This is a genomic window from Nocardiopsis sp. EMB25 (assembly GCF_026797795.1).
Lineage (GTDB): Bacteria > Actinomycetota > Actinomycetes > Streptosporangiales > Streptosporangiaceae > Nocardiopsis > Nocardiopsis lucentensis.
In genome coordinates, this window is the sequence record NZ_JAMTDN010000001.1 from 2,536,210 (window position 1) to 2,549,439 (window position 13,230).

The window sequence follows — 13,230 nt, forward strand, 5'->3', positions numbered from 1 at the left end:
ACGACGACCACTCCCCGACGTCCACGAGAGCGGTACCGCGCATGCGCAATCCCCCGAACGGCCAGGACGAGGCACCCGTACCCACCGACCCGGATCCGAGCGTCAACCCGGAGGACGAGCGGCCCCCGGTACGGCTGATGGTCACCTACGGCCTCCAGCACATCCTCGCCATGTACGCGGGGGTGATCACCCCGCCCATCATCATCGGCGGCGCCGTGGGGCTCGACGCGGTGGGGATGGGCATCCTCATCAGCGCCGCTCTGCTGGTCAGCGGACTGGCCACCCTGGTGCAGACGATCGGTGTGTGGCGGTTCGGCGCCCGGCTGCCGGTCGTCATCGGCACCTCGTTCGTCCCCGTCGGCACCATGGTCGCCATCGGCCAGGACAGCGGCCTGCCCACGGTGTTCGGCGCCTCGCTCGCCGCGGGCGTGTTCGGCCTCGCGATCGTCCCGTTCCTGGCCGGGCTGATCCGGTTCTTCCCGCCCGTGGTCACGGGATCGGTGATCACGATCATCGGTGTGTCGCTCCTGCCGGTGGCGATCGGGTGGATCACGGAGAACAACGAGACCGGCGTCCCCACGACCGGCGGGCTGGCGCTGGCGGGCACCACCCTGGTGATCGTTCTGCTGCTGTCGTGGATCCTGCCCGGGGTGTGGAACCGGATGGCGGTCCTGGGCGGCCTGGTCCTGGGCACGGGGATCGCCGCCGCGTTCGGCCGGGTGGACGTCTCCTCGGTCGGCGAGGGCGCGTTCTTCTCCCTCGGCCAGCCGTTCCACTTCGGCGTACCGGAGTTCCAGGCGGCGGCGATCATCACCATGTGCGTGGTCATGCTCGTCATCCTCACCGAGGGGATCGCCGACATCCTCGCCGTCGGCGAGATCGTCGGGGCGCGCGTGGACGGGCGGCGCCTCGCCGACGGACTGCGCGTCGACGCCCTGGCCTCGGTCATCGGCCCGCTGCTCAACTCCTTCCCCGGGAGCACGTTCAGCCAGAACGTCGGCCTGATCGCCCTGACCCGTGTCCGCAGCCGCTACGTCGTCGCGGTCGGCGGACTCATCCTCATCACCCTCGGCCTCTTCCCCGTCCTCGGCCGCGTGGTCGCGATGATCCCCTCCCCCGTGCTGGGCGGCGCCGGGTTGGTGCTGTTCGGGTCGGTGGCGGCGGCGGGCGTGCGCACCCTGGCCAAGGTCGAGTACGAGGGCAACCTCAACCTCGTCATCGTGGCCGTGGCGATGGCCTTCGGCATCATCCCGATCGCCGCGCCCGCCTTCTACGACGGCTTCCCCGACTGGGCCGGGACGATCCTGCACTCGGGGATCGTTGCCGCGGCCATCGCCGCGCTCGTGCTCAACGCCGTCTTCAACATCCTCGGCGGCGCCGTGCGGCGCGGACGGGTCGGGGACACCGAATAGCCCCCGTGCACACGGGTGTCCCACGCACGTGGGACACCCCACACGACCCCCGCCGAGCCGCCCTCGGCGGCGTGGGCGCGGCGCGGGAGCACCCGGGGTGGTTCGACCTCAGGCCAGCGGGGAATCTTGACGGGGACCAACGCGTTACACCCCGCGAGACCGCACGAGCGCCTGGAGGCACCCACACGATGGCCGAGCGAGCACTTCGCGGCACCCGGCTCGGGGCGACGAGCTACGAGAACGACCGCAACACCGACCTGGCTCCCCGGCAGGAGGTCACCTACGACTGCACCCGGGGCCACCGCTTCTCGGTCACCTTCGCCACGGAGGCCGAGATCCCCGCCGAATGGGAGTGCCGCTTCTGCGGCGACCGCGCCCTGCGGCGCGACGGTTCCGGCGAGGAGCCCAAGAACGCCAAGCCGGTGCGCACCCACTGGGACATGCTGCTGGAGCGCCGGAGCATGGAGGACCTGGAAGAGGTCCTGGCCGAGCGCCTCGAACTGCTTCGCGCGCGCCGCCGCGAGGAGGCGGCGAAGGTCGAGGAGCTCGCCAAGCAGCGGTAATCCGCGACGGACAGCCGACACGGGCGGTGGACCGATGGTCCGCCGCCCGTTCGTCGTGTCCCGAGGCGCCCCGGTCGGGTGGTGCTCCCCGTCGGAGCGCGGCCCCTGGACGGGGCTCAGGCCTCCTTGCCGAAGGGGGCGCGGGTGTTGCCCACGAGTTCCTTGACCGACTCGATCACCCGGGTCGGCCGGTAGGGGAACTGGTCGGCGGTGTCGCGGTCGGAGATGCCCGACAGCACCAGGACCGTCTGCAGGCCCGCCTCCAGACCGCTGAGGACGTCGGTGTCCATGCGGTCCCCGACCATCAGCGTGTTCTCCGAGTGCGCGCCGATCCTCCGCAGCGCCGAACGCATCATCAACGGGTTGGGCTTGCCCACGAAGTAGGGGCGGCGACCGGTGGCCTTCTCGATCAGCGCCGCGACCGCGCCCGTGGCGGGCAGCGGACCCTCGGCGCTGGGACCCGTCTCGTCCGGGTTGGTGGCGATGAACCGCGCACCGGCGCGCACCAGGCGGATGGCGCGTGTTATCGCCTCGAAGCTGTAGGTGCGGGTCTCGCCGAGGACCACGTAGTCGGGGTCGTTCTCGGTCATCACGTAGCCGACGTTGTGCAGCGCCGTGGTCAGACCGGACTCGCCGACGACGTAGGCGGACCCGTTGGGCCGCTGTGTCTGGAGGAACTGGGCCGTGGCCAGGGCCGAGGTCCAGATGGACTCCTCCGGGATGTCCAACCCGGTGTTGAGCAAACGAGCACGTAGGTCGCGGGGGGTGAAGATGGAGTTGTTGGTCAGCACCATGAACGGGATCTCGTTCTCCCGCAGCTCGGCGATCAACGCGTCCGCGCCGGGGACGAGGTGCTGCTCACGGACGAGCACGCCGTCCATGTCGAAGAGGTAGTTCCACTCGTTTTCGTTGCTCACGGGGCCCATTGTGCCGCCTGTGGCATGCGCGGCGCCATTCCTACTCCCCAGTAGGGGACACGGTTCACACAGACCGGGACCTGGCGGCGGGCCTGGGCTCCCGCTCGGCGACGGCTCCGGGACACGGGGCACTCGCCCCGCCTCGGGTCACGAGCGGTCGGACGAGGGGCGGGACGCCTACGGGCGGGGGTTGGCGGGATCAGACCGGCGGCCAGGGCACCGACGGCCAGTCCGGCGCCGGGTAGGGGTGGATCCGGTGCTGGACGAGCAGGTCGACCCGGTTGCGCACCGCGTACACCTCGGGTTCGGTCAGGTGGCGGCCCAACACGTCGGACAGCGCGCTCGCGGGGTCCTTGAGCTGGTCACGGAGCGACTCCAGTGCGGTGAGGGCGTCGTCGGTGAGCGGCTGGCCCCGCCACTGCCACAGCACCGTGCGCAGCTTGTAGTCCTCGGCGAAGGAGACACCGTGGTCGCACCCGTACAGGTGGCCGCCGGGGGTGGGCAGCAGGTGGCCGATCTTGCGGTCGGAGTTGTTGATGACCGCGTCGAAGACCGCCATGTGCCGCAGGTCGGCGTTGTCGGTCTCCCGGGACAGCGCGACCAGGTCCACGGTCGTGTCACCGTGCACCCACAGCTGGACCATGCCCTCCCCGAACGGCCCGTCCCGGTGGACGGTGGGCGGCACGATCGCCCAGCCGAGCGCCTCGGAGACGGCGAAGGCCGACACCTCGCGTCCCGCCAGCGTGCCGTCGGGGAAGTCCCACAGGGGCCGCTCCCCGGCCACCGGTTTGTACACGCAGGCGGCCGACCGGGCGCCGTCGGAGACGGTGCAGTACAGGGTGGCGTTGGAGGCCGAGGTCAGGCGCCCCTCGACGGTGATCTCCCCGGACCGGAGCAGGTCCAGGCCCGAGGCGGCGTCGAGGCCGTCGAAGGCGTCGGTGGTCTCGTTCATGCGGTCCCCCGCGACGGGTGCGCGCTGGGGCCCCGGTGTCCAGTGGCCATCGGTACCGGCGTCACACCAGGCGGTCCGGCCGGTACCCGTTCTGGCGGACACAGATGTGGCCGCTGGGGTCCAGGGGGCGGCCGCACAGCGGGCAGTCGGGGCGTCCGGCGGCCACGACCTTCATGGCGCGTCCGGCGAAGGCGCGGGCCTCGCCGGGGGTCAGGTAGACGCGCAGGACGTCGCGGTGCGCGGGGGCCTCCTCAGCGAAGACCGCCAGCTCCTCGTCGTCGTCCTCGACCAGTTCCTCCCCCGCGGACTCGTCGATCTCCTGTGCCTCGACGATGACGCGGGCCGCCTCGGCGTCCCAGGCCAGAGCGAGGGTACCCACGCGGAAGTCCTGCTCGATGGGCTGCTGGAGGGGAGCGTCGTCCTCGGGAGGGGTGTCGTCGCCCGGCGGCGTCCCGAAGCGGCGGTGCACCTCTTCCAGCAGTTCCTCGATACGGGTCGCCAACGCCTCGACCTGCGCCTTCTCCAGAACGACGCTGGTGATGCGCCCCTCCCCCACGGCCTGGAGGAAGAAAGTGCGGTCTCCCGGCTGACCCACGGTTCCGGCGACGAACCGCTCCGGCGGATTGAACTGAAAGACGGGCATGCCATGAACCTTAAGGGATGGGGACCGCGCGGCGCTAAACCGTCCCCGGCTATTGACCTCAAGTGGACTTGAGGTAGTTCCCTTCTCCTCGGAGCGCACCGGCTCCACCCCGTCCACGACCCATGGGAGTCAGCATGGCCGCCACACCCCACCCCGAGCTCCACGCCCTCGTCCAGAGCTTCGAGGACGCCTTCAACGCCCACGACCCGGTCGCCCTCGGCGAGCACTTCGCGGTCGACTCGCTGTGGACCAACGTGACCGGGAAGCGGATGCGCGGCCGTGAGGCCGTCATCGCGACCGGTCGGGAGGTCATGCCGAAACTGGCCGGCTCCTACGCCCGTTACCGGGTCGTCGACGTCCTGGAGATCCGCCCGGACGTGGTCGCCGTGCACGTCGCCCAGTCCCCCGTCAGCGCCGACGGCCTCCCGGCCGACGCGCCGCACGCCAGCGCCGTGTACGTCTTCGCCCGCGGAGCGGACGGCTGGGAGATCGCCGTGGGCCAGAACACGATCGCGGCGGCCTGAGCAAGCCGCCGCCTACCGGGACCGCCGCACCTTCAGGGGGTGTCGCCCTCCTCCGCGCGCCCCCCGGCGCCTCCGCCGACGGCCGCGTCGCCCCGGGCCTCGGCCCGGGTCGGCAGGCTGCCCGCCAACCCCTCGCCGGTGTCGTTGAGCGTGTTCAGGAAGGGACGTGTGCGCGTGTAGGTGATGGAGGTCACCGAACAGGGGTCGACGCGCAGGCGCTGGAAGAGATCCAGGTGCAGGCCGAGGGCGTCGGCGACGATCGCCTTGATGATGTCGCCGTGGCTGCACACGACGTACACGGGCGGCGCCGGATCGGCGTCGGGGTCGGCCGGGGCCTGGAGCAGTCGCGTGTTCCAGTCGCGGACCGCCTCGACGGCGCGCGCGGAGGCCGCCGCGAGCGACTCGCCGCCGGGGAAGCGCGCGGCGCTGGGGTGGTCCTGGACGACCCGCCACAGCGGTTCGTGTCCGAGTTCCTCCAGGCCGCGCCCGGTCCAGGCGCCGTAATCGCACTCGATGAGTCGCTCATCCGGCGTGATCGCGATGCCGAGGTGCTCGCCGACGGTCTCGGCGGTCTCGCGGCAGCGTTCCAGCGGGCTCGACACCAGCGCGGCGGGGCGCAGCTCCGTGAGCCGGTGGGCCAGGCGGGTGGCCTGCGCGCGGCCGGTCTCGTTGAGGTGCACCCCCTCGGCGCGACCCGCGAGGCGGGGGCCGGTGGCGTCGGTCATGCCGTGGCGGACGAGGAGGAGGGTGACCGCCTCGGGCGCGGGGGGACGGGCGTCCTGGTCTGCTTCGGGTGTCGCCATGCCCCCACCCTAGCCACGACGACGGTTCGGCCCGAGGAGCACCTCGGCCCCCGTTCACGCGGACACGGTACTCTCCGCCGCATGGAACAGCGACAGGTGGGCCGATCGGGACTGTGGGTGTCACGCACCGCCCTGGGGACGATGACCTGGGGCAAGGACACCTCCGAGGAGGAGGCCGGACAGCAGCTCACCGCGTTCGTCGACGCGGGCGGCACGCTCGTGGACACCGCCGACATCTACACCGGCGGGCAGAGCGAACGCATCCTGGGGCGGCTGCTGAACGCCGCGGTACGCCGCGAGGACGTGGTGGTGGCCACCAAGACGGGGCACACCCCGGAGGGGTACCGCCGGGTGGACGCCTCACGACGGCACCTGCTCGCCTCCCTGGACGCGTCGCTGCGACGCCTGCAGACCGACTACGTCGACCTGTGGCAGCTGCACGTGTTCGACCCGGTCACTCCGCCCGAGGAGTCGCTGGCGGCGATGGAGGCGGCGGTCGCGGCGGGCAAGGCCCGGTACGTGGGGACGGGGGACCTGGAGGCGTGGCAGTTCGCCACCCTGGCCACCTGGCAGCGGGCCCAGCCCGGGCGGGTCCCGCTGGTGAGCGCGGGGACGGAGTACTCGCTGCTCAACCGGGGCGCCGACCAGGCACTGCGCCCGGCGGCGAAGGCCGCCGACGCCCACCTGATCGCGTGGTCGCCGCTGGGGCGGGGGGTGCTCAGCGCCAAGTACCGCAACGGGGTGCCGCCCGACTCGCGGGCGGCCTTCCCGCACATGGCCCCCTACGTCGAGCCCTACCTGGACGGGCACAGCCGCCGCGTGGTCGAGTCGGTGTGCACGGCCGCCGAGGGGTTGGGCGTGCCACCGCTGGCGGTCGCGCTGAGCTGGGCACGCGACCAGGCCGGGGTGGCGTCGGCGGTGGTCGGTCCGCGCACACTCCCCCAGTTGGAGGGCGTCCTGCGGGTGGAGGGCGTGGAACTGCCCCCCGAGATCCGGGAGGCGCTGGACGACGCCACCGCCGGGCACGAGCGCTGACGTACCGGCCCGCGCCGTTCCCGGAGCGGACGGTCGCCACTTCTCGGTACGCTTCCCAGGTCTTTCGAACCGCGTGACGAGGGGAACCATCCGAGGTGTCCGAGGCTGTGGAACAGGTCAGTGCCGTCCTCGACCGGATGGGGGCGCCCAGCGCCCTGGCGCCGCGCCTGGCCGCGAGGCTGGGTCAGCGAGCCGCCGCCGAGTTGGAGGCCAACCCGTGGTTGCTGCTGCGGCTGCCCGGGGTGACCGTCGAGCAGACCGACTTCTGCGCGCGGCGGCATCTGGGCGACGACGCACGACCGGACGACCCCCGACGGCTGAGCGCGCTGACGGAGCACGTGCTGCGGCAGGCGGCACGGCGCGGGCACACGGCAGTCGAGGAGCGCAGGCTGGCGAACGTCGTCGGCGGCATGGGCGTGCCCAACCCCACGGCGGCCCTGGAGGCGGCCGTGGCGGCCGGCGTCTCGGTGGTGTTCGAGAGCACCGACGACACCGACGACGACTTCGACTTCGCCGAGGGCGGGGTCCCGGACCTCCCGGACGCCGAGCGCTTCCACGCCCTGCCCGACGTCGGCCACGCCGAGCAGCGTCTCGGTGAGCAGGTGGCGCGGCTGATCGGCGGCAACGACCCGATCATGGACGCGCTGACCGCCGCCGAGACCGTGTCGGCGGCGGCCGAGCGGCACGAGTTCGCGCTGTCCGACCGCACCCGCGAGGCGCTGGTGACGGTGGCGCTGCGCCCGGTCACGGTGCTGCGGCACGGTCCGGGCGACGCGGCCGAGCTGGCCCGCGCACTGGTGTGCCTGCACGCGATCGCGGCCGACAGCCAGGTGGGGATCGCGGTGGCCGCGCCGACCGCGCAGGCCGCTGCCGCGGTCAACGCGGAGCTGGCGCGGTGCTGGAGCGGGGACGAACCCGGGCCGCGCGCGGTGTCCCTGCCCGAACTGCTGGCGGGCGCCCCGCTGGAGGCCGGTCTGGTGGTGCTGTGCGAGGCGATGTCGGTGGGCGTGGCCCGGGCGGCCGAACTGGCCTCGTCATGCGCCGACGGCGCCCACCTGGTCCTGGCCGCCGACCCGGGCCAGGCGCCGTCCGCGACTCCGGGCCGGGTGGTGGTGGACGTGGCCGCCTCCCGGACCGCGCACGTGGCCGAGGTGGCCGACCAGGGTGAGCCCGGGCCGATCGCCGAGCTGGCCCAGGCGGTGGCCGACGGCGGGGTGCCCGAGGTGGCGGCGCCCGAGCGCGAGGTGGTCCGGGTTCCGGCCGCGTCCGCGCAGGAGGCCGCGCACCGGGTGGTGCAGCTGCTCACCGACTCGATCCCGCGCGCGCTCGGCATCACCCCGGAGGAGGTGCAGGTGGTGGCCGCGCGCGAGGACGGACCGGCGGGCGCGGGCGCGCTCAACGCCGCGTGCAAGGAGCGGCTGAACCCGGGGCCGGGCGCGCACGGGGGTTTCGACGTGGGCGACCGGGTGCTGCTGGTGGCCGAGGGCCCCGGGTACGGGCCGGGTGACACCGGCTACCTGCGTGAGGTGGGCGAGGCGGCGGTGGTCGAGCTGGCCGACGGGCGGCGGGTGTCGGTGGCGGACCCGTCGGCGCTGCGGCCGGGTTGGGCGGTGACGGTGGCGGCGGCGCACGGGAGCCGGTGGCCCGCCGTGGTGGCGGTGTTCCCGCCGGAGGTACCGGTGTCGCGCCCGCAGGTGTACACGGCGCTGACCCGGGCGGTGCGGCACGTGTCCTTGGTGGACGCCACGGGCGGCGCGCTGGAGTCGGGTGTGCTGGAGAACGCGGGCGCGGAGCGCACGACGCGGCTGGTGCGGGTGCTGCGGGAGGCGTAGGGCCGGGGGTCAGCCGCCGTACCGGGGGAAGACCGAGGTGTCGATCCGGACGTCCTTGAGCGGTTCGGGCAGGACGACGTCGGTACCGAACTCGACGTCGTGTCGGGCCTGGTACTCACCGTTCTTCGGGTCCCAGTACAGGCGGGTGGTACCGGCCCTCGGGTCGATGACGAGGTAGACGGGGATCCGCCACCGCGCGTAGAGGGTCGGCTTGATCTTCGTGTCGTTGGCGGCGTTGCCCGGTGAGACGACCTCCACCACGCAGTCGACGTCGTCGGGACTCACCAGCCACCCGTCGTCCTCCTCCTCGACCGCGACCGGGACGATCATGAGGTCGGGGGTGGCGTAGTCGTCACCCTCGGGAGCCTCGACGGAGTACATCTGCTCCGCGGTTCGGTCATCAGGAAGCCGGTCGAACAGCTGAACGGAAAGTCGTCGAAGTACGGCTCCGTGCTTCTTCGACGGCGTGGGTGACATCACGATGGCCCCTTCGAGGACCTCCACCCTGAACCCCGGAGGGACGTCGAGGTGGTCGGCCACATCGCGCAGACTGATCGGGGTCGGACGCGCGTCGGAGGATTTTTCCAGTACGGCGGTCATGGGCTCTCCTTCCTTCCGCTTCGCCATCGTAGAAACCTCCGGGGGCGTGTGTACGGGTTTTCCCTCATCCTGTGCCCAAACGAGAGAGTGGGGCAAGGGACCGGGCCGGACGGAACTCACCGGTCGTACTGGCGGCAGCGCCCGGTGAACACGGTGGCGAGTTCCGCGCGCAGGGCCGCGCGGGCGTGGTCGGCGACGCCCGTTCCGCCCCGGTACACACGGGTGGCCAGCCCCTCGGTCACCGAGGCGATGCGCGTGGCGGCGGTGTCGGCGTCCGCGTCCGGTTCGACCTCCCCGCACTCGGTGCCGTTGCGCACCGCCCGGGCGATCTCCGCGTGCGTGGCCTCGGCGGTGCGCGCGTCCACCTCGGCCAGCGCGGGGCTGTCCAGGGCGCGCCCGGCGAAGGCGCGCACGACCCGGAACTCGGCGCGACGGGGCTCGTCGATCGGCAGGTGCTCGGAGAGGGCGTCCAGCAGGACGTCGGCGATGGTGCGCCGGTGGGCGGGCGCGGCGCGCACGATCTCGGCGACCCGGTCGGCGACCTCCGTGCTGACCTCCTGGAACGCGTGCAGCAGCATGTCGTCCTTGGCCCGGAAGTAGTGCTGCACGAGCCCGACCGACATCCCGGCGCGCGCGGCCGTGCGGGACACGGTGACGGTGTCCAGGCCGGTCTCGGCGATCATCTCGCGCACGGCCCGGGTGATCTGTGCACGCCTGAGGGCGTGGTCCGCTGTTCTTGGCACGACATAACCGTATCAGTGTATGGTAATAATCGTATGACCGTATGGTTACCCGAAGGAGCCCCCTGTGTACCGACGTGCCGCAGCCGTGTCCCTCGCCCTGGCCCTGGTGTCCCCCGCCCCGCCTCCGGCGTCCGCCGCGACGCGGGACATGGACTCCTACGTCCGCGCGCGCATGGCGACGACCGACACCCCCGGGCTCGCCTACGCGGTGGTGGGACCCGAGGGGGTCGAGGAGCAGGGCGCCTTCGGGGTGGACGGGGACGGCGACCCCGTCACCGAGGACACCCCGTTCCTGTGGGGGTCGGTGGCCAAACCGGTGACCGCGACCGCCGCGCTGATCCTGTCGGAGGAGGGACGGCTCGACCTGGGCGCCCCGGTGGAGGAGTACCTGCCCGAGTTCGCCGGCTTCGACGCCGACCCGACCGTGCGCGACCTGATGACGCAGACCTCGGGAATCACCGAGGCGGCCACGGTCGAGACCGCCGACGTGTACGGCCCGGAGTCGGCGGAGTTCGGGCCGCGCGTCGAGCGGATCGCGGCCTCCGAGGCGGGCACTCCCGGGACACACGAGTACAGCAGCGCGAACTACCTGATCCTGGGCGCGGTCATCGAACGCGTGACCGGCCGGGACTTCGGTTCCTACCTGCGCGGGGCCGTGCTGGACCCGGTGGGGATGGACGGCGCGTTCACCAGTGCCGAGGAGGCCGCGGCGGCGGGGCTGCCCCCGGGGTACCGCTCGCTGTGGGGTGTGCCGCTGGCCGACGCGGACGGCGTGGACGACGCCGGGGTGGCCTACGGATACCTGGGCGGGGACCTGGTGGCGCTGGCCGCGTTCGCTCGGGCGCAGTTGGCGGACGACCCGGCGGTGCTCGACGCGGGGACGCTGGCGCGGGCGCGCACGGGGATCGTCCCCGTGCCCGGTTCCGAGCAGGAGTACGGGCTGGGGTGGCGCGAGACCCGGTTGTCGGAGCTGGACGAGCCGATCGTCTTCCACGGCGGCGCGACCCCGGGCCACGCGGCGATCGTCGTGGTCCTGCCGGAGCACGACCGGGCGGTGGTGGTCCTCCAGAACACCTACGACCTGATGCGCGACGGGCGGATCCAGGCGGTGGCCTTCGGCCTGGCCCACCTGGTGGCGGGCGGCGACCAGCCGCGGGACCCCGGGCCGAGCGTGGCCGACCGGGCGATGGTGTGGGGCTCCACGGCGTTCGCGCTGACCATGGTCGTGGGCTCGGTGCTGGCCGGGCCGGCCGTGTGGCGGCGCCGAGGCGGTGTCGCCGCGGCTCTGGCCTGGGGCGTCGCCGGGGCGGCGGCCGTCGCGGCGGCGGTGTGGCTGGTCGCCGCGTACGGCCCGCGCCTCGCACTGCTGTGGCTGCCCGACACCACGGCCGCGGTTCTGGTCGCGGGGGTGTGCGGTGCGCTGACCCTCGCCCTGCGGGCGCGGGCCGCCGCCCGGGGAGGATCCGACTGACGGACGCGCCCGCTCAGACGCGGTCGAGGAATCCGCCGTCCACCACGAGGTTGTTGCCGGTGACGAAACTGGCGGCGGGGCTGGCCAGGAAGGCGGCGGCCCGCGCGACCTCCTCCGGTCGGCCGAGACGGCCGTAGGGGATGCGGCCGCGGATGGTCGTGTAGAACTCGGGGTCGTTCTCGCGGCGCCGGTCCCAGCCGCCGCCGGGGAACTCGATCGGACCGGGCGAGACCGTGTTGACGCGGACGCCCTCGGGCGCCCACGACCGGGCGAGGGAGGCGGCGTGGTGGTTGAGCGCGGCCTTGAGCGCACCGTAGGCGGCGGGTCCGGCGGGGCGCGTGGTGTGCAAGGCGGAGGTCGTGGAGATGAGCACTACCGAACCGCCGCGCTCGGACTCCCGCAGGTGCGGAAAGACGCGTTCGGCCATGCGCACGAACGGCAGGACGTCGGCGTCGAAGTTGCGCTCCCACTGGTCGGGGGTGCGGCTGCTGCCCGCGGACACGTTGGAGACCAGGACGTCGATCCCGCCCAGGATCTCGGCGGCGTCGTCGATGAAGGAGTCCAGCGCGGGCGCGTCGGCGACGTCCAGGGCGCGGGAGAACACGGTCGCGCCGGTCAGGCGCAGTTCCTCGGCGGCCTCCTCCAGCGGCTCGGCGCCCCGCGCGCAGATCGCGAGGTCGGCCCCCTCGTCGGCGAACACGTCGGCGATGGCCCGGCCGATCCCCCGGCTGGCCCCCGTGATGACGACCCGTGCGTCCGTCAGGTGCAGATCCATGCGTCCCCCTCCTCGGCGGCCCCGCACCGCCCTGCCTGCGTCCGGCAGGTTACACCGGTGCGGGCGGGTGCCGCGTCCGGCGTGCCGGTATGACGGCAGGGCGGGTCAGCGTCGTTCGGCGGTGAGCAGGAACGTCATCGGCAGTGCGCGCTTCGCCTCGTCGCCGAGGGCGGGGAAGGCGTTCCAGAAATCGTCCGGGCGCTCCTCCAGGCGGGTGAGGGCCAGCCCTTGGTCGATGAGGGCCTGGACGACGTCGGCGATCGTCCACAGCCGCTCGTGCTTGACCGCGTGTTCCTCGACGACGTCGCCGATGTACTCGGCCGGCCAGCCGGTGTTGCGCTCGGCGTGCGCGAAGTAGTCCAGGCCCGACCAGACGGGGGTGGTCGCCTCGGGGTCCAACAGACACGTGGCCGGATGGGTGTCGAAGACCAGGACCCGCCCGCCGGGGCGCAGCAGGCGGGCGACCACCCCGGCCCAGGCGCGGATGTCGTGGATCCAGCAGAGCGCGCCCTGCCCGGTGTAGACCAGATCGGCGGTGCCGTCCAGCTCGGAGGGGGTGTCGAGCACGTCGCAACGGTGGAAGGTGGCGGGTAGGGCGAGGGCGCGCGCCTTGGCGCGGGCGTTGTCGACGTGCCGCCCGGAGATGTCGACGCCCACGACCTCGCGGGCCCCCTCCAGGAGCAATGACAGGGTGTCCTGTCCGGAGGCGCACTGGAGGTGGACGGCCCTGCCGCACCAGGAGGCCAGGTCGCCCAGGGCGGCGCGTTCGACCGGATGCGTGGAGGACTCCCCCGCGCGCAGCCGCTCGATGTCGGCGGCCAGCTCCCTCGTGTAGTGCAGGGCCCCCTCGTCCCAGGCGATCCGGTTCGCCTCGTGCCGACGGCGCACCTCGTCGGCGTCACGGGCGGGTTCCTCCACGGTGAACGTCACGGTTCCCCCACTGTCCTCGTCCTGTAGTCA

The 13,230-nt window shown here is 73.0% G+C and carries 14 protein-coding genes; 6 read left to right on the forward strand and 8 right to left on the reverse strand.

Annotated elements, in window-relative coordinates:
• The first annotated feature begins 41 nt into the window (after positions 1–41).
• Both KIK06_RS10870 and KIK06_RS10875 read left to right on the forward strand, forming a co-directional pair.
• On the forward strand, positions 42–1,412 hold the full coding sequence (locus KIK06_RS10870) for a nucleobase:cation symporter-2 family protein (RefSeq protein ID WP_268643079.1): 1,371 nt from the start codon (positions 42–44) through the stop codon (positions 1,410–1,412).
• Positions 1,413–1,600: 188 nt separating this feature from the next.
• On the forward strand, positions 1,601–1,975 hold the full coding sequence (locus tag KIK06_RS10875; RefSeq protein ID WP_017601845.1) for an RNA polymerase-binding protein RbpA: 375 nt from the start codon (positions 1,601–1,603) through the stop codon (positions 1,973–1,975).
• Between the two features lie 116 nt (positions 1,976–2,091).
• Here KIK06_RS10875 and KIK06_RS10880 read toward each other — a convergent pair whose 3' ends face one another.
• The 3 genes from KIK06_RS10880 to KIK06_RS10890 all read right to left on the reverse strand — a co-directional run bounded on the left by KIK06_RS10880 (position 2,092) and on the right by KIK06_RS10890 (position 4,487).
• On the reverse strand, positions 2,092–2,901 hold the full coding sequence (locus KIK06_RS10880) for an HAD-IIA family hydrolase (RefSeq protein ID WP_017601844.1): 810 nt from the start codon (positions 2,899–2,901) through the stop codon (positions 2,092–2,094).
• 190 nt (positions 2,902–3,091) lie between these two features.
• The gene (locus tag KIK06_RS10885; protein WP_268643080.1) at positions 3,092–3,844 is read right to left on the reverse strand and encodes an SCO1664 family protein; all 753 of its coding nucleotides are present in this window, start codon (positions 3,842–3,844) and stop codon (positions 3,092–3,094) included.
• Between the two features lie 61 nt (positions 3,845–3,905).
• Complete coding sequence (locus KIK06_RS10890; RefSeq protein ID WP_268643081.1) at positions 3,906–4,487, reverse strand: DUF3090 domain-containing protein; 582 nt, start codon at positions 4,485–4,487, stop codon at positions 3,906–3,908.
• A gap of 134 nt (positions 4,488–4,621) precedes the next feature.
• Between KIK06_RS10890 and KIK06_RS10895 the strand changes: the two genes are divergently transcribed.
• On the forward strand, positions 4,622–5,011 hold the full coding sequence (locus KIK06_RS10895; protein WP_268643082.1) for an SgcJ/EcaC family oxidoreductase: 390 nt from the start codon (positions 4,622–4,624) through the stop codon (positions 5,009–5,011).
• A gap of 32 nt (positions 5,012–5,043) precedes the next feature.
• Here the strand turns inward: KIK06_RS10895 and KIK06_RS10900 are convergent, their stop codons facing one another.
• Positions 5,044–5,814, reverse strand: a complete 771-nt coding sequence (locus KIK06_RS10900; RefSeq protein WP_268643083.1) for an MSMEG_4193 family putative phosphomutase — start codon at positions 5,812–5,814, stop codon at positions 5,044–5,046.
• Positions 5,815–5,895: 81 nt separating this feature from the next.
• Here KIK06_RS10900 and KIK06_RS10905 point away from each other — a divergent pair, with 81 nt between their 5' ends.
• Both KIK06_RS10905 and KIK06_RS10910 read left to right on the forward strand, forming a co-directional pair.
• Positions 5,896–6,849, forward strand: a complete 954-nt coding sequence (locus tag KIK06_RS10905; protein ID WP_193789803.1) for an aldo/keto reductase — start codon at positions 5,896–5,898, stop codon at positions 6,847–6,849.
• A gap of 95 nt (positions 6,850–6,944) precedes the next feature.
• Positions 6,945–8,681 carry a helix-hairpin-helix domain-containing protein gene (locus tag KIK06_RS10910; protein WP_268643084.1) on the forward strand — a complete coding sequence of 579 codons (1,737 nt, stop codon included), beginning with the start codon at positions 6,945–6,947 and terminating at the stop codon, positions 8,679–8,681.
• Positions 8,682–8,690: 9 nt separating this feature from the next.
• Here the strand turns inward: KIK06_RS10910 and KIK06_RS10915 are convergent, their stop codons facing one another.
• Both KIK06_RS10915 and KIK06_RS10920 read right to left on the reverse strand, forming a co-directional pair.
• Positions 8,691–9,281 (reverse strand): Uma2 family endonuclease, encoded by a 591-nt coding sequence (locus tag KIK06_RS10915; RefSeq protein ID WP_268643085.1) that lies wholly within the window; start codon positions 9,279–9,281, stop codon positions 8,691–8,693.
• 116 nt (positions 9,282–9,397) lie between these two features.
• Entirely contained in the window at positions 9,398–10,024 is a 627-nt protein-coding gene (locus KIK06_RS10920; RefSeq protein ID WP_026128182.1) for a TetR/AcrR family transcriptional regulator, read from the reverse strand.
• 64 nt (positions 10,025–10,088) lie between these two features.
• On the opposite strand from KIK06_RS10920, the gene KIK06_RS10925 reads away from it, so the two are divergent.
• Entirely contained in the window at positions 10,089–11,495 is a 1,407-nt protein-coding gene (locus KIK06_RS10925; RefSeq protein WP_268643086.1) for a serine hydrolase domain-containing protein, read from the forward strand.
• A gap of 13 nt (positions 11,496–11,508) precedes the next feature.
• Here the strand turns inward: KIK06_RS10925 and KIK06_RS10930 are convergent, their stop codons facing one another.
• Entirely contained in the window at positions 11,509–12,270 is a 762-nt protein-coding gene (locus tag KIK06_RS10930) for an SDR family NAD(P)-dependent oxidoreductase (RefSeq protein WP_017601834.1), read from the reverse strand.
• Positions 12,271–12,375: 105 nt separating this feature from the next.
• Positions 12,376–13,200 carry a class I SAM-dependent methyltransferase gene (locus KIK06_RS10935; RefSeq protein WP_268643087.1) on the reverse strand — a complete coding sequence of 275 codons (825 nt, stop codon included), beginning with the start codon at positions 13,198–13,200 and terminating at the stop codon, positions 12,376–12,378.
• Positions 13,201–13,230 lie beyond the last annotated feature (30 nt).